Source organism: Acinetobacter sp. ANC 4654 (assembly GCF_002135425.1).
GTDB lineage: Bacteria > Pseudomonadota > Gammaproteobacteria > Pseudomonadales > Moraxellaceae > Acinetobacter > Acinetobacter kyonggiensis.
In genome coordinates this window covers 154,217-174,826 of the sequence record NZ_NEGL01000001.1, presented here as the reverse complement: position 1 = coordinate 174,826, position 20,610 = coordinate 154,217, and the positions used below count along the sequence as shown (strand labels likewise).

At 38.6% G+C, this 20,610-nt stretch carries 18 protein-coding genes and 1 pseudogene; 9 read left to right on the top strand and 10 right to left on the bottom strand.

The genetic code is table 11. The features are described 5' to 3' along the window. Positions 1–8 precede the first annotated feature (8 nt). From B9T24_RS00855 to B9T24_RS00820, 8 genes are all read left to right on the top strand, one after another. Complete coding sequence (locus tag B9T24_RS00855) at positions 9–986, top strand: KpsF/GutQ family sugar-phosphate isomerase (protein ID WP_086164073.1); 978 nt, start codon at positions 9–11, stop codon at positions 984–986. 3 nt (positions 987–989) lie between these two features. Further along, positions 990–1,529 carry a KdsC family phosphatase gene (locus tag B9T24_RS00850; protein ID WP_004651676.1) on the top strand — a complete coding sequence of 180 codons (540 nt, stop codon included), beginning with the start codon at positions 990–992 and terminating at the stop codon, positions 1,527–1,529. Between the two features lie 40 nt (positions 1,530–1,569). Next, positions 1,570–2,118: an LPS export ABC transporter periplasmic protein LptC gene (lptC, locus tag B9T24_RS00845; RefSeq protein WP_086164072.1), complete on the top strand. Its 549-nt coding sequence runs from the start codon at positions 1,570–1,572 to the stop codon at positions 2,116–2,118. Then, a complete protein-coding gene (gene lptA / locus B9T24_RS00840) occupies positions 2,102–2,668 on the top strand; it encodes a lipopolysaccharide transport periplasmic protein LptA (RefSeq protein WP_086164071.1) in 567 nt (188 codons plus the stop codon). Before lptC ends, lptA begins: the two co-directional genes overlap by 17 nt. Continuing rightward, the gene (gene lptB / locus B9T24_RS00835; RefSeq protein ID WP_004651679.1) at positions 2,668–3,414 is read left to right on the top strand and encodes an LPS export ABC transporter ATP-binding protein; all 747 of its coding nucleotides are present in this window, start codon (positions 2,668–2,670) and stop codon (positions 3,412–3,414) included. Before lptA ends, lptB begins: the two co-directional genes overlap by 1 nt. Positions 3,415–3,553: 139 nt before the next feature. Then, positions 3,554–4,153 carry an IMPACT family protein gene (locus B9T24_RS00830; RefSeq protein WP_086164070.1) on the top strand — a complete coding sequence of 200 codons (600 nt, stop codon included), beginning with the start codon at positions 3,554–3,556 and terminating at the stop codon, positions 4,151–4,153. Next, positions 4,146–4,763, top strand: coding sequence for an acyltransferase (locus B9T24_RS00825; RefSeq protein WP_086164069.1), 618 nt, complete (start codon positions 4,146–4,148; stop codon positions 4,761–4,763). Before B9T24_RS00830 ends, B9T24_RS00825 begins: the two co-directional genes overlap by 8 nt. Before the next feature lie 134 nt (positions 4,764–4,897). Next, positions 4,898–5,740: a universal stress protein gene (locus B9T24_RS00820; RefSeq protein ID WP_086164068.1), complete on the top strand. Its 843-nt coding sequence runs from the start codon at positions 4,898–4,900 to the stop codon at positions 5,738–5,740. A gap of 143 nt (positions 5,741–5,883) precedes the next feature. Here the strand turns inward: B9T24_RS00820 and B9T24_RS00815 are convergent, their stop codons facing one another. The 4 genes from B9T24_RS00815 to mutS form a co-directional block, all read right to left on the bottom strand. Then, entirely contained in the window at positions 5,884–6,549 is a 666-nt protein-coding gene (locus tag B9T24_RS00815; protein WP_086164067.1) for an O-methyltransferase, read from the bottom strand. Between the two features lie 135 nt (positions 6,550–6,684). Then, on the bottom strand, positions 6,685–7,389 hold the full coding sequence (locus tag B9T24_RS00810; RefSeq protein ID WP_086164066.1) for a D-Ala-D-Ala carboxypeptidase family metallohydrolase: 705 nt from the start codon (positions 7,387–7,389) through the stop codon (positions 6,685–6,687). Positions 7,390–7,533: 144 nt separating this feature from the next. After that, on the bottom strand, positions 7,534–7,857 hold the full coding sequence (gene fdxA / locus B9T24_RS00805; RefSeq protein WP_053580096.1) for a ferredoxin FdxA: 324 nt from the start codon (positions 7,855–7,857) through the stop codon (positions 7,534–7,536). A gap of 205 nt (positions 7,858–8,062) precedes the next feature. Then, entirely contained in the window at positions 8,063–10,714 is a 2,652-nt protein-coding gene (gene mutS, locus B9T24_RS00800; RefSeq protein ID WP_086164065.1) for a DNA mismatch repair protein MutS, read from the bottom strand. A 478-nt stretch (positions 10,715–11,192) separates the two neighbouring features. Between mutS and B9T24_RS00795 the strand changes: the two are divergent. Continuing rightward, positions 11,193–11,741, top strand: a pseudogene (locus tag B9T24_RS00795) (TonB-dependent receptor domain-containing protein); the annotation flags it as partial. A 195-nt stretch (positions 11,742–11,936) separates the two neighbouring features. On the opposite strand, the gene B9T24_RS00790 reads toward B9T24_RS00795, so the two are convergent. The 6 genes from B9T24_RS00790 to B9T24_RS00760 all read right to left on the bottom strand — a co-directional run bounded on the left by B9T24_RS00790 (position 11,937) and on the right by B9T24_RS00760 (position 20,604). Beyond that, entirely contained in the window at positions 11,937–13,292 is a 1,356-nt protein-coding gene (locus B9T24_RS00790; protein WP_086164064.1) for a PepSY-associated TM helix domain-containing protein, read from the bottom strand. Between the two features lie 451 nt (positions 13,293–13,743). Beyond that, a complete protein-coding gene (locus B9T24_RS00780; protein WP_086164063.1) occupies positions 13,744–15,015 on the bottom strand; it encodes a GGDEF domain-containing protein in 1,272 nt (423 codons plus the stop codon). A 773-nt stretch (positions 15,016–15,788) separates the two neighbouring features. Next, entirely contained in the window at positions 15,789–17,798 is a 2,010-nt protein-coding gene (locus B9T24_RS00775) for an esterase/lipase family protein (protein WP_086164560.1), read from the bottom strand. Positions 17,799–17,922: 124 nt separating this feature from the next. Continuing rightward, positions 17,923–18,837, bottom strand: coding sequence for an ABUW_2363 family tetratricopeptide repeat lipoprotein (locus B9T24_RS00770; RefSeq protein ID WP_086164062.1), 915 nt, complete (start codon positions 18,835–18,837; stop codon positions 17,923–17,925). A gap of 110 nt (positions 18,838–18,947) precedes the next feature. Then, positions 18,948–19,754, bottom strand: coding sequence for a serine O-acetyltransferase (cysE, locus tag B9T24_RS00765; protein WP_074944546.1), 807 nt, complete (start codon positions 19,752–19,754; stop codon positions 18,948–18,950). After that, a complete protein-coding gene (locus tag B9T24_RS00760; RefSeq protein ID WP_086164061.1) occupies positions 19,747–20,604 on the bottom strand; it encodes an RNA methyltransferase in 858 nt (285 codons plus the stop codon). The genes cysE and B9T24_RS00760 overlap by 8 nt, the downstream gene beginning before the upstream one ends. Positions 20,605–20,610 lie beyond the last annotated feature (6 nt).

Here is a 20,610-nt window from a genome sequence, read left to right as displayed (position 1 = left end):
CAAAAAATATGCCGAACCAAATAGACTTCCAAAAAGTTGCATTAGAAACTTTGCGTATAGAAGAAAAAGCCCTAGAAATATTAGCGACGCAAATTGATGAACGTTTTAGCCACGCTTGTGAAATTATTTTGCAGTGCCGAGGGCGTTTAGTCATTACGGGAATGGGTAAGTCGGGGCATATTGGTCGTAAAATGGCAGCAACCTTTGCTTCAACAGGTACGCCATCATTCTTTATGCATCCGGGTGAAGCGGGGCATGGTGACTTAGGTATGCTGGTGTATGGTGATGTACTTATTGCCATTTCAAACTCGGGCAAGAGCGATGAAATTATGATGCTCATGCCATTGATTAAGCGTTTAGAAATTCCTTTAATTACCATCAGTGGCGATGATAAAGGGCCAATGCCGCAAAATGCCGATGTGGCTTTAACTTTGGGGAACATTCAAGAAGCTTGCCCACTAGGTTTAGCGCCAACGTCAAGTACCACTGCAACCTTGGCTTTAGGTGATGCACTGGCGGTTGCTTTACTGGATGCACGTGGTTTTACTGCGGATGATTTTGCAATGTCACATCCAGCGGGAGCTTTAGGAAAACGTCTATTACTTCATGTTAAGCATTTGATGCATACAGGTGAAGAATTGCCGAAAGTATCTCCAGATACACCAATGAATCAAGTTTTATACGAAATTTCAAATAAACGTCTAGGTTTAACCACAATTGTGGATCAAAATAATGTTCTGCTGGGTATTTTTACCGACGGAGATTTACGTCGTTTAATTGATAAACAGCAAGGTTTTGATGTGAATTTGGCTGTTTCAGAAGTCATGATGAAGAATCCTTTAACGATTTCGCAAGAAGCTCGTGCAGTTGAAGCTTTAGAGCGAATGAATGAAAAGAAAATCAATCAATTTGTTGTTGTTGATGACGTTAATCAAGTCATTGGTGTCATTAGTATGCATGACTTGATTCAAGCTGGGGTAAATTAATAAATGGCATCTTATATTTTATTGGAACAAGCGCGTCATGTTGAAGCTTTGGTTCTTGATGTCGATGGTATTTTAAGTGATGGTTTTGTGACACTCACTAATACAGGTGATGAAATTAAATCATTTGATATCCGTGATGGTTTGGGCATGAAACTTGTGCAACAAGCAGGCGTTAAAGTCATTATCATCACTGGACGTAAAAGCAATATTGTTGAAAAACGGATGTCTGACTTAGGTGTAGACTTGGTTTTTCAAGGTCGTGAAGACAAAGGTATCGCATTACGCGAAGCATGTGCACAATTGAATATTGCACCAGAAGACTGTTTGTATATGGGTGATGATTGGCCAGATCTTTCTGCATTCGCGATTGCGGGCATGAAAGTTACCGTTCCAAATGGTCATGTGGAAGTACGTCGCCGTGCCGACCTTGTGACTCAGGCGATGGGTGGTCGTGGTGCAGTGCGTGAAATCTGCGATATGATTTTGATGGCCAAAGGAGCGTATGACGTTTTCCTTGAAAAATATACGTCTGTCCCACATTAATAGTTAAGTAATTCATTTAATTTGAGTTAAGACCACACTTATGGATACAAAAGTTTTATACGTAACTGCTATAGCAATTGCAGCTATAAGTGGTGGTTACTACTATTACAGCGGTAAGGGTAATAAACTTGAGGTTGATTCAGCAAGGAGTATGACTTATTCCGCTGAAAAAATTAATCTGACTCAAACCGATGATAATGGTCATTTGGCTGTGCGTGCTCAAGTCGATCGTCTTGAGCAAGACATGCAAAAACAAACATCAAAACTGACCAATCTGAATGCTTCAACGTATAAAGATGGCGCTGTAGATGCCACTTTTTATGCCAAAGTTGCGAATGGTTATGACGATAATGAACGCATTGTTTTGTCAGGTGATGTGTTGGCAGTTAAGCTGATGCAACAAGGTAAAATGCAGTTCCAAACGACAGAGTTAACGGGATATCCTAAAACTCGAGAAATTGAAACCAATAAACAAGTAATTGTGCAATCTCCACAAGCTGAGTTTGTGAGCCAAGGTTTGAAAGCCAATTTAAATAACGGTCAATACGAATTTTTTAATATTCGAGGAAAATATGAACCAAAATCTTAAGCTTACATTTTCTAAAACCTTGTTTAAGCAAGCAGCTTTAGTCGGTTTGGTTGTATTATCATCGGCAACCGCATTTGCAATTCCTGCTGACCGAAATCAGCCCATTTCATTGGTCGCTGACCGTGCAACGTATAATGAAAAAACAGGTATTACCACCTATACAGGTAATGTCATCATTGAACAAGGCACCATGAAATTACAAGCAGCTTCGATTGTTGCGACTTTAAATGCAAAAAGAGAAATTAGTACGATTACTGCGACAGGTGGTCCTGCTCGGTTTCAACAACAAGTAGATGTGAACAAAGGCTTAGCCAAAGGGCAGGCACAAAAGATTATTTATAATGCTGAAACGGGCATTATTACCTTATCTGGAAGTGCATTGTTGCAACAAAATGGTGCGAGTATTCGTGGTAATACGTTGAAATATAGTATGAATAAAGGTGATGTCGAAGCTACAGGTACGCCAAATAGCTCAGGTTCATCTTCAGGTCGTGTTCAAATTGTTATTCCACCATCGGGTGCAAAATCTTTCCCAGGAGCACGTGATTAATGGATCAATCGCTCAATCAACCACAAACGCTTTGTATTAAACATCTTGCAAAAAACTATAGTAAAAGATGGGTGGTTAAAGATGTTTCTTTTCAAATGCAAAGTGGACAGATTGTTGGGTTACTTGGGCCAAATGGCGCAGGTAAAACCACAAGTTTCTATATGGTGGTTGGTTTAGTTCGTATGGACAAAGGCGAGATTCATTTAGATGATCTTGATTTGTCTGATTTAGCCATGCATGAGCGCGCCCGTAAAGGGATTGGTTATTTACCGCAGGAAGCCTCGATTTTTAGGAAATTAACCATTTCTGAAAATATTATGGCCATTTTAGAAACACGTAAAGATTTAAATAAACAGCAGCGTCAGCAACGCTTAAATGAATTATTGGCTGATTTTAAAATCACCCATATTAAAGATTCATTGGGTATGAGTGTGTCTGGTGGTGAACGTCGCCGTGCAGAAATAGCACGTGCTTTGGCGGCTGACCCTAAGTTTATGTTGCTTGATGAACCTTTTGCTGGGGTCGATCCTATTTCTGTCGGGGATATTAAAGATATTATTCGTACATTAAAGGATCGTGGTATCGGGGTTCTTATTACGGATCATAATGTACGAGAAACCTTAGCCATCTGTGAACGTGCTTATATTGTCAGCGAGGGTGCTGTGATTGCGGAAGGAACACCACAAGAAATTTTAGAAAATGAGACGGTACGCCAAGTTTATTTGGGTGATGATTTTACTGTTTAATCAAGCCTTCATAAGCATGCTGTAAATGCATAGATAAAATCACTTTCAAAAAACCGTCTTATCATAGGCGGTTTTTTTGTCTCTAAAAATCGCTGAAAAGAGGCTATACTGCTGTGGTGTTGTTATTAACTTAAGATTTATGCCATTTACCATTGCCTCACAAGTGACTTTTGAAGAAGAGATTAAAAAAAGTCGCTTTCAAGCTCTTGCTGTTCCTGTTGCAAATGAACAAGATATTAAAGACTTTTTAGAAATCAGTAAGGACGTTAGTACCACACATCAATGCTGGGCATGGAAAATTGGTCATAATGTCCGCTTTAATGATGATGGTGAGCCGTCAGGAACTGCGGGCAGACCTATTCTTGCAACTATTGAAGGGAACGAATTAAGCAATATTCTGGTTTTAGTGAATCGTTGGTATGGCGGCGTTAAACTGGGCACAGGGGGCTTAGTTCGAGCTTATGGCGGTTGTGCTGGGCAGTGTTTATTGCTGGCTGAAAAAATTGAACTGATTGAAAAGAAAAAAGTCAGCTTTAGCTGCCAGTTTAATGAATGGGCAATCTTTCAATACGAACTGAATCAACAACAGATAGAATTTCAACAAGACTATACTGCAACAGGTGTAGAAGTTATCGCTTTGCTACAAATTCATCAAATTGAACCTTTGTCCTTAAAAATTCAAGATGTGACACGTGGTCGTGAACAATTAAAAATGCTAGAAGAGCCACAGCATGACTGAACAAGACCCATTGTTGAAATATCGTGAGCAGCATAAACATCGTTTGAATTATATGCCTTGGCTGTATTGGTCATTAAAGCCTAAAAATCGGGGCTGGGCTGAAGCATGGCAAAAAGAATATCAAGCCTATTTAATGCAAATGGAAACAGTGGAAATTGGTGAGAATTGTTTTATTTCACCATTGGCACATATTTTTGCCGAACCTGGACGTAAAATCATTATTGGGGACAATACTTTTATTGCCGCAGACTGTACTTTACACGGCCCCTTAGAAATAGGGAGCGAAGTCGCAATTAACCATCACTGTATTTTGGATGGTGGGCGCATGGGCATCAAACTGCATGATCAAGTCCGTATCGCGGCGTATTGCCATTTATATGCTTTTGATCATGGTATGGAACTTGAGCAGCCTATTTATCAACAACCGGTACGTTCGCAAGGGATCGAGATTGGTCAGGATGTTTGGTTAGGCGCACATGTCGGAGTCAAGGATGGTGTAACAATTCATGCACATGCTGTTGTTGGTATGAACAGTATGGTGACCAAAAATATTGAACAGTCGGCTATTGTGGCAGGCAATCCTGCAAAATTTATTCGTTATCGTGATTAAGACAATTCATACAATTAAGATCTTTACATATCAACAGTTTGATTACATAAAAGCATGCACAGTCACGTATAGTTATGCTAAGTTAAAAATAACAAATAGACTTAAAGCCTTCATGGGCGACAAGCGAGGCGAAAATGAAACGTGTAATCGCATGTATTGATTCTTCCCCATGCGTGAATGCGGTTGCTGAAGCCGCGGCATGGGTTGCGAAGCAGACACAACGTGAACTGGTGTTATTACAGGTTTTAGACTATTACCCCGCAAGTTATCATTTGGGGGAAATTAGTGGCGTGATTGGTTTTGAAAGTAATGCAATGTTGTTAAAAGAACTGGCAGAACTTGAGCAAAAACAAAGTGAACTCGCACTGGATTATAGTAATAATTTGTTGAACCATATTTCTGAAATGATTCAGCAAAAGTACGATATAACCGCCTCGCATATTCAAGAAAAAGGCGACTTTTTAGAACAAAGTTTTAATGTGCTTAAAGATGATGATATCGCCATTATTGGTCGAGTCGGTGAGCGTGCAGCAGAACGAAATAAGCCGATTGGGAGTAATGTTGAGAACTTTATTCGGGGTGTAAACTGTACTGTTATGACGGTGGGGGAAAACTTTAAACCACCGACACGTTTTATTTTTGCTTATGAGTATTCGCCAACCTGTATCAATTTGATGAAGCGCGTAGCACAAAGTGATTTATTAAAATTGTTACAGTGTCATTTACTGTATGTTGGAGATCATCCAGAAGTATTAAAGGAACCTGCACAGTATTTGACCGATGCTGGGTTTGATGTGGTGATAGAGTATCGTTATGGTGATGTAGCTGAAAATATACTTGAATATCAAAATGAACATGGGATACAGTTGATACTACTCGGTGCGTTTAGTCACAGTAAAATTCGTCAATTCTTTTTGGGAAGTGTTGCAACCAGTATATTCCGAAATTCACTTGTCCCATTATTGGTCGTAAAATAGAGAACATATTGCTTTAAAAGCAGCGATCAATAATTAAACATAGTTATCCGCATAACTTGTGGATAACTATATGGACAGTGTTTGTAAATATATAATAAATAAATAAAAAAACAGTTAGGCTGTTTTTTGATCTGTGTGTCAAATTATTTCACTATAGCTAAAGCAAAGCCATCATGTCCCTTACTTCCAACCGTTTGTAGGGCGGTAGAAGATAAAATCCGAGGATGGTTCTGTAAAGCGGTAAACATGTCACGAATACCTTCAATACTTGGTTTGTGATTCTCAGCATTGATGATGTCACCTGCACGGATGACATTATCTAGCACAATAATGGTTCCTGAATGAGACAAGTTTAAGCTTAATTCTAAATATTCTGGGTAACTCTGTTTGTCGGCATCAATAAAAATAAAGTCGAAAGTTTCAAAATTATCGGGTAATGCTTTTAGGATATCCGCAGCACGTCCAACTTTAAGCTCAATCGTTGGCGGAAGTTTCGCATGATCAATATTTTCTTGAGCCAACGCTGCATGAGTATCTCGACCTTCAATGGTTAAGACGTAACCATCTTTCGGTAGGGCACGTGCAAGCCACATTGTGCTATAAGCTGCAAAAGTACCAAGTTCCAGTACGCGCTTACAGTTGTTCATTTGAATGAGCATTTGCAGCAGCATGCCTTGATTCGGGGCAACTGCAAGGTGATCTGGAAAACCTTTATCTTCAGTATGTTTTAAGGTGTGTAGAAGAATCGGGTCTTCTGGAATTAAATGTGAATCGATGTAGGCATCAATCTCTGTCCACATTTGTTGCATAGCTTTGTCACCATGGTTGCGATGCAAGCATTTTAAACTTTTCCATTCAGAGTGCAATTTTTCGTTTACGATTTATGACGACATTAGCAATAAAAAAGAGATCTTGGAGATCTCTTTTTTATTTGAATCGACTTTTTAGTAATTACACATCGATGAATAACGTGAAAGGTCAGGCCCCCAAGTTCTATAGCCTTGGGTATCAATATGGATTTGACCTGAAGCATATAGTCCAAGTCCCATATTTAGACTTTGACCATGTTGTGCCCAAAATTGACATAATTTAAATTTGGTATTTTCAACAAATGCGTAATCTTCAGCTTGAGGATATGCAGGGCCAATGCGGAAGTCGATTGCAGAGTTAAATAAATGACGTGATGAATTTGCACCACCAGCACACTGATTCAGTGGTAAATCACGGTACACTGAAGTTACTTCAAAATCAGTTAATACTTTTGCTGCCACTAAATATTTAAATACACGCAATGTTGAAATTTGGTTATTCCACAATTCTCGGTTTGGAATCATATATTGGGAACGAGCACATTTTTGCCAATCACGTGCAGTACGCATAAGTTCAAAACTTGGGATAATATTACCAACCCCATTACGTTCAAGAAAGGTTTCATATTCACGTACTTGACGTAAATTCTCACCTATAGCAACCCATGCGTTATAAGCATAAGGAACGGTTTTCGGTGGAATTGGACGTTCAATAATAATACGTTCTTGTGGAATGAAGATCCGTTTCCCATCGGGTGTTTTCTGATGAGATGTGGTACATCCAATCATGACAAGTGGAACTAAGCTTAAGCCTAGTAATCCCTTTAGAAAATGCTTCATTATAGAAATCAAATATTTATAAACACTCGCTCTATTTTAATCTAATTTGAAGGATAAAATTTGAAAATATTGCAATCAAATGTGTGTTTTAGGTATAAAAAAAGACCAGCAATTGCTGATCTTTTTTTGGGTCTAAAAATACTGTTATTTTTCCAAGTATTGCAACTTGTCTGTTTTACCATTCCATTCTTCACGGTCAGCAGGTTGGTCGCCAATCTGTGTAATGTTTGGCCACTTTTGTGAAAGTTCAGTATTGAGTTCAATAAAGACTTCTTGACCTTCTGGTAACTCATCTTCAGAGAAGATAGCGTTAGCAGGACATTCAGGTTCACATAAAGCACAGTCAATACATTCATCAGGATTAATGACGAGGAAATTTGGACCTTCGTAGAAACAATCCACTGGACAAACTTCTACGCAGTCTTGGTATTTACATTTAATACAATTTTCAGTGACAACAAAGGTCATGGCGACAGCTACCTAAAAAATATGGTTCTAATTACTCTTGCTGTATTTTAGGCAAAAAAGCATGTAAGTAACAATTGCTTTTATTGATATTTGTTATATGCAGGGCTGTTTATTCTAATAAAAACTGAATATATGACTAAATAGAGGGCGTAAATGACAAAGACTCCTATTCGGGAGTCTTTGTCTGATACCAAATAGTTTTAAATTATGCTTCTAATGCATCTTTTAAAGCATATATTTGCTGTAGCGCCTCACGTGGTGAAAGATTGTCGACATCTAAAGCTCTTAATAGATTGAGTACGGGTAGATCTTTCTCAACTTCTATAATACGTTCAATGACTTCAACAGCAGGTTCATCTGTGGCACTGAACAAGTCATTTTGCACGGCTTTATTCAGTTGTAGATGTTGCTGTTTTTCTAAAATCTTTAAGCGATTTTGTGCTTCTTTAATTACGCTGGCAGGAATACCTGCCAATTTAGCAACTTGTAAGCCATGACTTTGACTTGCTGGACCATGTTGAACTTTGTGCAATAAAATTAAATTGCCATTTAATTCTTTGGCTGTGACATGGTAGTTATCAATGCCTGATTCTTTGCCAAGTTCAGTGAGTTCAAAATAATGCGTGGCAAATAGACACAGACATTTAATCCGCTTACTGAGGTCAAGCACACATGCCCATGCTAAGGATAAGCCATCATAGGTACTGGTGCCACGTCCAACTTCATCCATCAACACTAAAGATTGATTGGTTGCATGGTGTAGAATTTGAGACGTTTCCGTCATTTCAACCATAAAAGTCGATTTACCTGTAGATAAATCATCGGCAGAACCAATACGAGTGAAAACACGATCGATAGGGCCTAAAATAGCAGATTTGGCAGGAACATAGCATCCGCAATAAGCCAATAAACTAATCAGTGCTGTTTGGCGCATAAAGGTCGATTTACCACCCATATTGGGTCCAGTCACAATTGCCATGCGGTGGTTGAAATCTAAACTGGTATCATTCGGTGTAAAGGCAGTTTTGCTTAAGGCTTCAACCACAGGGTGTCGACCCGCAATAATTTTTACCCCAATTTCAGGGCTAAATTCAGGGCGAGACCAATTGCGTAAACGTGCTTGATGGGAAAAGTTAGCCAGCATATCAATTTGTGCAATCGCGCTACTCATCATTTGTAGATTGCCAATATCTTGACGTAATTCATCCAAAAGAATTTCAAACAACATTTTTTCACGTGCAAGGGCACGAGATTCACTGGATAACACTTTATCTTCAAAAGATTTGAGTTCTGGTGTGATATAGCGTTCAGCATTTTTTAAAGTTTGGCGACGAATGTAATGGTCAGGTGCTTGCTCTGCCTGAGCGCGAGTCAGTTCAATATAGTAACCACTAACTCGGTTGTAACCAATTTTAAGCGTTGAAACGCCTGTGTTCTGACGCTCTTGGATTTCTAAGTCGATGAGGAATTGACCTGCATGATCGCGGATCTTACGCAGTTCATCGAGTTCACTATCAAATCCTTCTGCAATTACATTGCCATCACGAAGTAATACCGGTGGATGTTCAACAATGGCTGACATTAAGCGTTGGTGTAGACCATTAAAATCACCTAATTCATGATCCAATTGTTGAATTAAGCCAGATTGATGCGCTTGCGTGATGGGTTGAATGGCATGGCGTAATAAGGGAATTTGTGCACAGGCTTGACGCAGTTGTACCAAATCACGTGGACGGGCACTGCCTAAGGCAACACGGCTCAGTACACGTTCAATATCGCTAATGTCTTTAAGCACTAAGCGAATAGGCGATTCATGATAGCCGTTGAGCACAGATGCTGTGGCATCGAGTCGGGCATCTAGTAATTTGGTGTCTCGTAAGGGTTGCATGATGGTACGGCTGAGTAAACGACTCCCCATCGCAGTTTGGCAGTCATTAATGAGTTGAAACAGTGATGTACCGTGTTCAAATAAAGGTTCGACCAGTTCTAGATTACGACGTGTTACTGGATCAAGTGCAATAAAGTCACTGCTTTGTTCTAATTGAATTGAGCGAATGTGTGGTAAAGCCGTTTTTTGTGTTTCTTTGGCATAATGAATGAGCGCTGCCGCAGAGGCTTTGGCAAGTGGTAAATGATCGATACCAAAACCAGAAAGTGTAGATACCGCAAATTGGTCACATAATGTTTTTTGCGCATTATTGATGTTGAAATCAACATTGGGACGTTTTGTAACAGGGCAGTCCAGTTGTTTTTTTATGTGTTCAATAATATTGGGGTCGACAATATCTTCATCAACCAAAATTTCACTTGGCATTAAGCGTGATAGTTCAATCGCAAGCTGTTCTTGTTGAAAATTTTGCTGTTGGACTTTAAAAATACCTGCACTTAAATCGAGGAGTGCAATCCCAATTTGATTTTGTTGAATACAAAGCGCGACTAAATTAGACGATTGATGACTGTTTAAGAGTGCATCATCGGTCAGCGTGCCAGGAGTAAGAATTCGGACAACGCCACGTTCCATAGGTGCCTTACCGCGAGTGCCTGCGCTCTCGCCTTCACCAAGCTGTTCACAAATAACAACAGTTTCGCCTTTTTTTACCAGTCGCGCTAAATAACCTTCAGCAGCATGATAGGGAACGCCTGCCATAGGAATAGGTTCGCCATTGGCTTTACCACGATGGGTGAGGGTAATCCCAAGTAATTTTGCTGCCTTATGTGCATCGTCAAAAAATAATTCATAAAAGTCACCCATACGATAAAACATGAGTGAGTGTGGATGCTGCATTTTTATCGTTAAATACTGCTGCATCATAGGTGTTAGTGAGGACAGGTCGGGTGTTGTTTTATCAGCATTCATCTCTTAAAGCCCTTTAAATATATACGTTTTTTCAGTAAGTTGCATTTGATGCGCTGTCCTATTTTGACCTATGGTGTTTCATGTAAATCAAAAGAATCCGAAACATAAGTGTACCTTTTGGTAGACCTAATTTTAAATGCTAATGTGTGATCTATATCAGAAGTTAAAAGTAACAAAGCCCGTTACTGGGGAATTTTAACAAAATCTAATGAATCAGAAAGGGAAATAGGAATAGATGGGTGAAAATAATACATTCGCTTTAAAAGAGGCGGTGCAGAACTGAGTTCAGCCAAAGATACTGTATAAACAAGTCAAAATCAGTCGGATGTTGTTTTACAGTGGCCTAAGCATTTCTTAGAGATTATGTTTGACCGCTTATGGAGTTGTATCATGAGTTTGGTATGGCATTTGAAGTACATAAAAATCAAATGTTAGAAAAAACAGCTATTTAATCTAGCACGCTTAAAAAGCATCAAATAATATTCAAACAGGAGTGCGTTATCAATATGTTCAGGCAGACACAGACAGTTATTTAACTGCGCGTAAACCTTATACTTTAATGGCTGCCGATTCGACAGATTCTGATAAATTCTTATTTAATTTAGGTGCAGTCTATAAACTGACCGATGCTCAACAAATTTATGCGAATTTCTCACAAGGTTATAGCTATCCCGATGTACAGCGTGTGCTACGGGATGTTGCTGCTTATACATTAACGACTTCAGGCATTGCACCGATTACGGTCAATAGCTATGAATTGGGTTGGCGCTTAAATCAAGATGAGGGTTTAAATTTAGGTTTAACAGGTTTTTATAATACTTCTGATAAAGTGGCACAGTTCAATTCAGACCATTCCGTCAATATTGTCGATACCGATCAACGTGTTTATGGTACAGAAGTCAATATTAGTTATCCATTTATGGAAACAGTATTTGCCCAACAGGCAGCAGTAACCAATGCAAATCCATTATTGGCTATTCCTGCGGAAGGTCGTACTTTTGCCTTAAGTTATACGATTAATTATTAACCTTTGCGATCAAAGTATCCGTAAATTTTGCGGATATTTTTTAACTTTTGAGATAGAACTATTTTGTTGCACAAACCCCATCATTGAAGGTTGATTCAGTCATATAATTTTAACAGTCATATCATTCTAAAATGAATAAACCTGCATCTGAAACTTACTGTACTCTCAACTGGTCACCATACAATAGCGCTTTAACTAAGCCTTTTTAATCATTTTTTGTGCTGTTACATGCTTAATGATGATGATAACTAGAGCAACAAGCATACTAATCCCAAATATGGGCAAAAGAATTGCCATGATGCTCAAAACAAAAAATAGCGCTATTTTTTGTTTAATTGCAGCCTGCTTCCAAATCATTATGCTTTGTTCTGTAAGTTGCACGGTTGTTTGTTTTAAATCAGTTCGTTTGTACCAAGCCAAATATGCATAAATAATCATACTACATAGCGCAAGTGCATAAATGATTAAAACGAGTTGGTTCATCCAGCCAAATAAAATACCGATATGTGCATCAACGCCCCAACGCGTTAGTTTGGCAATCAATGGATAATCTTGGAAATAAAGCTGATCTAAGACTTGATGCTGTTGCACATCAATGGCAATACTGTCTGCCTGAGTCGGCCAGCGCCGCTGAATTTCTGAAACAGTCCATGCTTGGTTCACATCTGAAGGTGGCTTGATTTGTATTTGAGACGCATCAATACCATGCTGCCGTGCGATTGCTAAAGCAGTATCAAAAGCTTCAGAAGAAATATGTGCAGTAGGATTGTGAGGAGTCATAACATGATCTCCATGATGCATCATAACTACTGGCATATTCTCAGCTTTGAGCGATGTTAATAATGTAGGTGTTTGCCAACTCAGTGATTGCCGAAGAATACGAATATTTTCTCCCGCCCATTCAGACCATGTTAGACCAGTAATCGCAATAAAGAGCAGCAGTGGAAATAAGAATAACCCGATCGTGCTATGTTTTTGAATGAGTCTGTTGTGATTAGTTTTCTTGTCTTTTAATATTTTACGATGTTTAATCCATTGATATAAACCTGTAAAAATTAAAATGGCTAACCAACTTGCTGCTAGTTCACTATAAAAGCGTCCCCAATTTCCTAATAATAAATCTCGATGAAGATGGTCAAGTGTTGTTCGAAAGGGTAATAAGCCACTTGTACCATACACAGCCAATTGACCTTTAATTTCAAGCGTATAGGGATCTACAAAGACCGCTTCATTGTCTTGCTTTAGCTTCGGGTCTGAGAAAATCACACGAGTTGTTTGATTAGGCGCTGCCGATGGACGTACTTCTGTGATCTGTGCAGTAGATGATAAAGATTGTTTAGCTGTTTCAATTTGTTGACTCAGAGGCTGAATTTTTGAATGGTTTTGATCTACATATAGTACTTCACTGTAAATCAACTGTTCAATTTGAGGCGTGGCGGCATAAAAAAGGCCAGTTAGTGCGGCAATAAAAATAAATGGAGCAATAAAAATTCCAGCATATACATGTATTAAACGGAAAAATGCTTGCCAAAAATTAAAGTTCAAATTCATTTTCTAACGCAATTTTAGGGAGCCAAGGTGAAAAGCTTACTTGATATAAAAATAGATATAAACATGTAAGTGTTTATGAGAATTTAGCATAAAGCCATTTTGGACCAAAGCCTATGCCATTTTTTTAGGCTTTTGTTCATACATCGGCTTGATCAACGCTGTTCATAGCATATCAGAGCACATTCTAGCACTTCGAGGTGCAGGGAAAATAAAATCAAGTGATTGAGTATCATTCTGAATGGATTCGAGTAAATTGATAGCTTTTTAGATAAAGGAATACTTGGGAGAGATTACTTTTTCTGCCGTAGATGCTGAACAAGTTCTGTAACCTGTGCATAGGGGAAAGATGGATGAGGGGGTGATCCTTGTTTCAAATTACCGAAGATTGACTCTAAGTTGCCTTTGCATACAGTAAGGCTAATCTTACGATAAAATGTTTACTTGCTAAGATCTAAAGGTAAATGTGCTTATTTGTTGTGTCTGTAGAGGTGGTTTCGGTATAGGGTTCAGCAATATGATAACGGTTTCGTCCTTCATTTTTGGCGAAATACAATGCACGATCGGCTAAGTTAATCAGTTCCGAGATTTGTTGATCCGCTTGCGGTACTACGGTCGCGATTCCTACACTAATGGTGACGTGTTCAGAAATGGGACTGGATGGATGGGGAATAGCAGCTGCCTCAATGAGTTGTAAAAGGCGTATGGTGAGTGCTTCAGCTTGCTGTTGGTCTGTCATTGGAAAAACGAGTAAAAATTCTTCTCCACCATAGCGTGCAGCTAGATCATTGCTTCGTGCAGTAATCGAGTGTATTGAATCTGCAATCAATTGCAGACATTGATCACCTGCGATATGCCCAAGATGATCGTTGTAGTTTTTAAAAAAGTCGATATCGACCATTAATATACTTAATGGTGTTTGATGTCTTAGCGCATAGCGCCACTCTTTATCGAGAACTTCGTTCAAATAACGTCGATTAGCCAAACCTGTGAGTGAGTCTAATTGTGATAATAATGCCAATTGTTGCGCTTGTTGGGTTAATTCAATTTGGTTCAGTTCAATAATACAGTTCTGTAAATAATTTTCCCGATGTTGGCGGTCAATGGCATAGGTTAAAGCCATGCCTAAAAAGCTATAAAAGGTATAGGTTCTATTTAATAAGGTCCAGCTAATATCTTGATTTGACCAGATTGAAATGAAAATCGCAATCAGACCGCCCATCCAACATACAATAACTGCCGTGTAAAATCGCATACCGACAAAACTGTAAGTAATCACCACGGCATACATCATGGCAGTATGAAATAACACATCATTCTGTGCGGTATTATTGGGATTATCACCAATATTGGTGATAATGATAAAGGAGATGGCAATCGCGACCATGGAACCAAAACCGGTATAATAGTCGAAATATTGGTTAAATTTTTTAAAAAAAGATAAGATCCAAGCGGTGATGACAATAATTCCGACCCATGCATAATAGGTGAGCCACTGCTGCATTATGTCATGGTCAGAAATAGTTTGATAAATACCTAAACTGAGAAATAAGTACAAAATTAATATAATTAATCCACGAAATCTAAATTCATAAGCTGCTTCATTTTTGTATTGTTCTTGGTAAATCCGCTCGAGTGTTTTAGAAAAATGAACAGAGTTTAATCCCCTAGAAGCAACTTGTTCAATTTGCATTCTATTTAATGCACTAGACCCTTTTAATTTCATGAATTTTCTCACTATTCATGTAAAAAATGATTGTTCATTTTTTTATTAAATATTCTATATTAAAAGACCATATACTTATCAATATAATAAATAGCTTGCATAAGTAAAAAATGTTTAAAATTCAATTTCTTAAAATTAGTACAGCCTCAGTTTATTGATTCAATTTTTATGCTTTTATGTCAGCATTTCACAGCTATGAATCCAATATTTCCTAAAGTTTATTTTTTAATGTCGGCTTTATAAATTATTTGCATTGATCAAAAAATGACTTATGGAAGAAGTCTAATATAATTGAATTTTTCTTGAAAGAATAGCCATTTATGAAAATAAGCAGCGCTATTTCTGCACTTTCGATATGGTTCAGTAAGTGTTTTAAAAGTCTTTAGATTGCCAATATATGTGCGATTCTGATGATTATTTTATTGATTTTCTGGTTGTGCAATTCCAATTCTGGAGTTAATGTGCATCCTTATTTGGCTTTTAAAAGCAACATGCTTCTTGTATCAAAAGAATGAATATCCTGATCATCTTGATCTTGTCTTTAGGCATTAAATGTAAATTCCGTTTCAATCATTTGGGGCTAGATAAATTTTAAAGCATGCGTTGTTCCTTTGCAGCTTAGAATGTGCTGTAAATTATCGTTTGTCCTTGAAAGGACGGAGCTTTTTACTTGGGGATAACATTATTCTGATTGATTCATTGCCATGACCACACAACGGATTAAGCCGTTATGTGGTGACAATTCAGCCATGCTTAGCGCTTGAATTTGTTCACTAAGGTTTATACAAACCTAGCTGTGTGAGATGTAATCGTAGAATACGGCGTAATTCTAAAACGGCTTCTGGTGTTTCCTGAATAGAATGCCCACCGTTGATGATCTTTTCAGAAACGGCACCATCTAAGTGTGCGCTTTTATACGGTACGACATCATCGGTAATCAGATTCAGATCATCACTCTTGGTCGCATTACCAATAATTGAATGGAAAGCTAAACCTTTACGTGGTGTAACGTCTTTGGTGAGCTCCATAAATTTTGATTGATAGCTTAAATCGCTTGGTCCATTTTGAATTAGCCCGTGATCAATTTGATTTAATAAGTCTTTAAAATCTAAATCTTGGCTCTGTAACGTATCACTTACGGCAGAAAGGAATGCACCGGGTAAACGAATGACTTTACGTGCTGCTTTGGTAAACCATCGGTCAGCAAATTCTGTTCCTTTATGTGGTGAAGCAAGGAAAATTGCGCGATTAAAGTTAGGAATATCTTTAAGAATTAAACGCTGCGATACAATCGGGATATTTTTATATTTATTCAATTGACGATTGCTCATCATGGATAACGCTTTTTGAGTCAGGTTGGCATCACTGACCAATAGTCGGGTAATAATGCCACCCATACTGTGGCCAACAAGAACAGCATCTTTTTTTGCCGCAGCTTTAGGATCAACTTGGGCAAAAGTTTGGTTAAGCAAGGCATAAATCTGGAAGCGGCTTTCAATAATGGGCATATTGGTGGAGTAGAACACTTGCCATACTTGGAAATGTTCACGTAGCACAGGGTCGCCCATAATGTCATTGGTGAGGCGTATCCATGCTTCTGGGCTACTGGCTAGACCATGAACCAATACAATGACTTTTTTATTCGGATTATAGGGTTCCAGCATATATAAATGCGGCATGGTGAGATGATCATCACGATCAATCAGGGTTAAATATGCGGCCTTACCTAAATTGTTTTGTGCAAGCCATAAACCATAAGGGGTGGAAAAGTTGGCTGCAAGTGGATAGGTTTTACCCGCCATCATGACATTGTCATATTTATAAGGATCAAAGGCTTTTAATTCAAACTCAGGAGTATTTAAAATATCTTCAATACTGCTGGCTGACTTAGGTTGTACGGTGAGCGTCGCAGCTAAATAACGGGCTTGGTGGATATTCGGATTGATGCCATTTTTATAACTAAAATTGATCGGATCAATAATATACTTACTTTTACCTTCGCCAATATCATTTTTAACTTGAGGTAAAACAACGACAAATTCCGAACCAAAACCATCACGGCGGTTAATGGAACGTAAACCAGAAAAATTAAGATTATAACTGGAGAGCATTTGTTCAATTTTTTGTTCTTTTAATTGAGGATAATGATCAAAGTTAATGTTGTAGATACTTTTTCCAACTTTAATTTGATGTTCTACTTCTGTTGGTTTGTAACGTAGCGCATAAGCTGAAACCAATTTTGCGATGGCTAAATTATAAAAATCTCGAATTTGTACTTGTCTGTTATCAAAAATACGGTCTTGCGGGCCACGTTTGGTTTTAAACATGTAGGCATAACTATAACGGATGCTTTTATCTAACATATAGAGTTGTTGATCTAAGCATTTTTCATAAGTGGCTTGTTGTAATTTTTGTTTTTCTTCAGATTTAGTACTGGTTAAAATGCTGATTTTACAATCACTTGATTTTTCATATGCTAAAGCTTTAGCTAAATAAACTTCACTTGCTGTAGAAAGGATTTGTTCGTCTTGAATTTGAGGGATTTGTTGTATTTCTTGGATGCACTGTTCTGGTTTGTCAGCGCAAATTTTTGCTTCACGCCCTGTCATAGAGAGTACATTTAAACTGGCTTCACTTAATTTGTTGCGGGTGAGTATGCTTTCTCGCTCATTGGTAATGGTCACGTTAATGGCTTGATTTTTGACACTGACGATTTGACAACCCGTCAATAGAGAACTACTCAATAAGGTGGCAAACAAAATTTTGTATAGCGAGTTTGGCATAAAAGTCATCTGCATTAAGTATTTGTTTGAGTTTTTATTCATCATACAGTCATTCTTCTAATTTTCCATTCATAGAAACAAAAATAGACCGTACAAGACGGTCTATTTCATAATGATTTTAAAATTAAGATGCTTTAGGTGAACTAAGCACTTGCCATACGTTCCAACGGCCTTGTTTTTCAATTTCATTGATTAAACGGTCAGCAACTTCTGCTTCTTGCGGATATTTTGCTTTGTAATTTTTCAAAGTTTGAATCGCATTTTTCTTCTGTTCCATCGCAATATAGTTATTTGCGGCAGACAGATAAGCTTCTTGTACGCCTGCTTTCATGGCCTTGTCTAAATATGGAATCGCTTCACGTTGACCGCCACCTTCAGACAAACCAAAGCCAAACCAAAAGTTTGCTTCAGCATCGTCTTTGTTGATTTTTAAAATACGCTGTGCATAGGTTAAAGACTTGGTGGTGTAGACCGAACCCAAATCAAGGTTACGTGCCATCACGCTGGCTTTAAATGCACGAATCAGGACGTCGAAAGACGCATTATCTTTAGATGCCAAGGTATCTAGCTGTTGGGTTAATTCTTTGAGTTTGGCTTCAAAACCTTTACGTTCTTGACGTTCACTAAAGCGAGGTGGGTAATGACGCGCTTTACCTTCAACCAATTGTAAAAAGTCATCAATTTCAGTGATGTCAATTTCATTGTCACCAGCAAGAACAGCATATTTTAAAGTGCGTTGATTGTTGTTCACTGTTGGAATGATCAATTTATTAACATCTAAAGTGATTTTTTTAGATGGATCACTTTGCAGATTCACTTCCATTTTAGTCACAGGCTGTGCGGCTGCTTTTCTAAGTGCAATTTCAAATGGAGGTGGTGCATCGTAATTAAATGGATTTAGTGCATAGAATGGTGCAGTTAAATCAGGTTCAGTGAAGATAATTGGGCTATTCGGTTTTTTCTCTTCAGTGGGTGCCATGCTACATGCAGAGAGCAAAGACATTGCAATGAGTGTACATGCCAAAGGCTTAAGTGTCATATGGGTCATCCATTCATTTAATTTTAAAGTTGATCAATAAGCACATTTGTCAGTCTAAGAAAACTCTGATCAACATGCAAGTTAGTGCTTGTTAATATTTCATAACCACTTTAGGCTTTAGATTGCGTACTTTGTGCTTCACATTCGCGTCGCACATCTTCAATAATTTTAAGTTCTTCAATACTAAAAGGCTGTTCATCTTGCTGCTTTTTAAATGACGGATCGAGCAAAGATAAGCGCTGGCATAAAGTATTCATACGTTTTTCATTGTGTTGAATTCTGTCCAGTAGAACACGCATACCCTCTAAAATTGGGTCAGATTGATCTTGCGTTGCTGCATATGCCTGAAAACCAATACTTTCCGCGTAATCATGACGACGTGCTTCTTCAGCATCTTTAGGTTTGTCTTTGGTGATAAAACGGGCAGGGTTACCGACTGCGGTAGTATTTGGCGGAACTTCTTTGGTCACGACGGCATTAGAACCTACTTTCGAATTTTTACCGACAGTAAATGGCCCCAGAATTTTTGCACCAGCACCGACCACGACACCATCTTCTAATGTCGGATGACGTTTGCCTTTATTCCACGTGGTGCCGCCTAAGGTGACACCGTGATATAGCGTGACATCATCACCAATTTCAGCCGTTTCACCAATGACCACACCCATGCCGTGATCGATAAAAAAACGACGACCAATTTTAGCGCCCGGATGAATTTCAATACCTGTGGCAAAACGACTAAAAGAAGACAACAGGCGAGCAGAGCCTTTACACTCTTTTTGCCAAAGTTCATGAGCAACACGGTGCATAATGAGCGCGTGAATGCCGGGATAAGTGGTGAGAACTTCCAAAGTGTTTCGAGCAGCGGGATCGCGCGCGAATACAGCTTGTATATCTTCTTTGAGCTGTTTAAGCATTAGGTTGATCCTCTGAAGAATCTGTTGTTTTGTCTACTGATTTTTTCCATGTACCATTATTCATCGCTTGTACACGAGTGAATATGCCACGAAGTAAATGGTATTCCATACGGTCTAATTGTATACGTCCAAATAGGCGACGCAAGCGTAAAGGCAATAATCTTGGATTTTTAGGATCCATAAATTCAATTTCAGCCAACATTTTTTCAATGTGTGGATAAAATTGTTCCATTTGTTCATGCGTGACTAAAGGCTCATCCCAATGCATAGATTCTGTTTCGGTCACAGGCATGCTTGCTTCAGGATTTTCCTTCTGTTCTACAAACGCCATCGCGGCCATACGCATTTCATAACAAATGACTTGAATGGCTTGTGCAACATTCAATACGCCATAATCAGTATTGACTGGAATAGTGACGTGATAATTCGCCATCGCCAATTCTTCATTGGTCAAGCCGCGATCTTCACGACCAAATACAATCGCAATTTCTTGTTGGTTTTTAACAACCGCTTGCATGGATTTTTCAGCAGCAGGGCGTGCATCAAGCAAAGGCCAAGGAATGGTACGGCTACGCGCACTGGTGCCAAAAATAAGGTGACAATCTTTAATGGCATCTTCTAACGTCGCTACAATTTCAATCTGTTCGATGAGATCTACAGCACCTGCGGCTAGAGCATTAATATCGGGGTGCGGATAGGTTTTAGGCGCAACCAACACCAGCTTAGATAAGCCCATGGTTTTCATTGCTCTTAATGCACTGCCAATATTTGCAGGTAATGTAGTATTCACCATGACAATACGCACATGGGAAAGATGTGCTGAAACAGCAGCATTGTCAACTTGACTCATAAGGTA

Bases quoted from the DNA above. Each gene is read 5' to 3' on its own strand.
- B9T24_RS00855 (WP_086164073.1), top strand. From the start codon at position 9: ATGCCGAACCAAATAGACTTCCAAAAAGTTGCATTAGAAACTTTGCGT.
- B9T24_RS00850 (WP_004651676.1), top strand. From the start codon at position 990: ATGGCATCTTATATTTTATTGGAACAAGCGCGTCATGTTGAAGCTTTG.
- lptC (WP_086164072.1), top strand. From the start codon at position 1,570: ATGGATACAAAAGTTTTATACGTAACTGCTATAGCAATTGCAGCTATA.
- lptA (WP_086164071.1), top strand. From the start codon at position 2,102: ATGAACCAAAATCTTAAGCTTACATTTTCTAAAACCTTGTTTAAGCAA.
- lptB (WP_004651679.1), top strand. From the start codon at position 2,668: ATGGATCAATCGCTCAATCAACCACAAACGCTTTGTATTAAACATCTT.
- B9T24_RS00830 (WP_086164070.1), top strand. From the start codon at position 3,554: ATGCCATTTACCATTGCCTCACAAGTGACTTTTGAAGAAGAGATTAAA.
- B9T24_RS00825 (WP_086164069.1), top strand. From the start codon at position 4,146: ATGACTGAACAAGACCCATTGTTGAAATATCGTGAGCAGCATAAACAT.
- B9T24_RS00820 (WP_086164068.1), top strand. From the start codon at position 4,898: ATGAAACGTGTAATCGCATGTATTGATTCTTCCCCATGCGTGAATGCG.
- B9T24_RS00815 (WP_086164067.1), bottom strand. From the start codon at position 6,549: ATGCAACAAATGTGGACAGAGATTGATGCCTACATCGATTCACATTTA.
- B9T24_RS00810 (WP_086164066.1), bottom strand. From the start codon at position 7,389: ATGAAGCATTTTCTAAAGGGATTACTAGGCTTAAGCTTAGTTCCACTT.
- fdxA (WP_053580096.1), bottom strand. From the start codon at position 7,857: ATGACCTTTGTTGTCACTGAAAATTGTATTAAATGTAAATACCAAGAC.
- mutS (WP_086164065.1), bottom strand. From the start codon at position 10,714: ATGAATGCTGATAAAACAACACCCGACCTGTCCTCACTAACACCTATG.
- B9T24_RS00790 (WP_086164064.1), bottom strand. From the start codon at position 13,292: ATGAATTTGAACTTTAATTTTTGGCAAGCATTTTTCCGTTTAATACAT.
- B9T24_RS00780 (WP_086164063.1), bottom strand. From the start codon at position 15,015: ATGAAATTAAAAGGGTCTAGTGCATTAAATAGAATGCAAATTGAACAA.
- B9T24_RS00775 (WP_086164560.1), bottom strand. From the start codon at position 17,798: ATGCCAAACTCGCTATACAAAATTTTGTTTGCCACCTTATTGAGTAGT.
- B9T24_RS00770 (WP_086164062.1), bottom strand. From the start codon at position 18,837: ATGACACTTAAGCCTTTGGCATGTACACTCATTGCAATGTCTTTGCTC.
- cysE (WP_074944546.1), bottom strand. From the start codon at position 19,754: ATGCTTAAACAGCTCAAAGAAGATATACAAGCTGTATTCGCGCGCGAT.
- B9T24_RS00760 (WP_086164061.1), bottom strand. From the start codon at position 20,604: ATGAGTCAAGTTGACAATGCTGCTGTTTCAGCACATCTTTCCCATGTG.